Source organism: Gilliamella sp. App4-10 (assembly GCF_001690495.1).
In the GTDB taxonomy this organism is placed as follows: domain Bacteria; phylum Pseudomonadota; class Gammaproteobacteria; order Enterobacterales; family Orbaceae; genus Gilliamella; species Gilliamella apicola_G.
Window position 1 is genome coordinate 1 of sequence record NZ_LZGS01000011.1, and the last position, 1,066, is coordinate 1,066.

A 1,066-nucleotide genomic window follows, 5' to 3' on the forward strand; every position below is an offset into this window, starting at 1 on the left:
AGGATTATCATATTCCGTTATTAACCAAAGAAAACTAAAAGTAGAGCCAGTTCCAAAGATAAAACCGATAATATACAAACAAGCATAAAAAATCTGATCATTATAATCCTGACGAATAAAGGCACAATAGTTATTATTGGCATAGCTTAAACGATCGTCATGCAGGGGCACTAAACGTGGACCTTTATCCAGATCGCCAAACCAACCAAAAATTTGTGGACGGTATTTTGATGGCATTTTATTCTCCTTTTATTTATTCTTCATGAAATTGGTTACTGCTGCGGTTAATGATAAGTGGGATTTCGCCATCATCTTGTGCATTAGGGCTGATATTGATTTGATAGCTCTTTACAAGATCATAAGCAAAGGTGCCCGCGACCCATGTTATCACCGTTAGGTGGCTATCTGACTAGTTAGGATCGCTTTCTTTTACTTCGATTTTTTCAATATCGTTAAAATGGGCTTGCCATAATGCTTTGCCCATTCTTGCCAAACTGTAACAGCTTTTGGTCTATTCCGTTATACTGTGCCGTTGTTTAATTTCAGCTAACTCTTCTAATGATGTGGCATTAAACGCTTCAACCATCCATTCGGGCCAGCCTTGCCCTTCAATCCTATGGGCTTTAAATTCCGCTTCTTGATCTGACTTATATTCGCCATCATCGATATTGGCCACATCACAAAAAAACATAAAACTATTGATCCAACCCCAAACAAATGTACTACCAGCGCCCGCTCGAATAGGATCTAGCATGATATGATCAATCACTTGATGCGTACCGGGTTGGCATACCATTAGCACGGTCGAGGTTAAAGCATTACGTGACATATTATGAATAATAACACCGTGCAAATCGTCCCAATCATATTCTTTTATTCGGCGTTTTTTCGGTTGTAAAAATACTGCAGGATGCCGTAAAAACTTAAAGTTAAAAAAGTCACTTTCGTTAACATAGACTTTACCTGTTTTACGGTTAAATATAATAGGACTACCACGACGGGAAAATAGATTCTGATAGAATTCAGGGATAGCATAATACATAGTGAGGCAACAGGTAATAAAACC

General features: G+C 38.1%; 3 protein-coding genes. All 3 read right to left on the reverse strand.

Going from position 1 to position 1,066, the window contains the following annotated elements; genetic code table 11:
- Positions 1–237 (reverse strand): hypothetical protein (locus tag A9G23_RS02520; RefSeq protein WP_141674894.1); only part of this gene is annotated, 237 nt, incomplete at its 3' end.
- 16 nt (positions 238–253) lie between these two features.
- Positions 254–391 (reverse strand): hypothetical protein, encoded by a 138-nt coding sequence (locus A9G23_RS11455; RefSeq protein ID WP_176700590.1) that lies wholly within the window; start codon positions 389–391, stop codon positions 254–256.
- Positions 392–511: 120 nt separating this feature from the next.
- A partial coding sequence (locus tag A9G23_RS02525; RefSeq protein WP_218059469.1) for a DUF6708 domain-containing protein occupies positions 512–1,066 on the reverse strand: 555 nt, incomplete at its 5' end.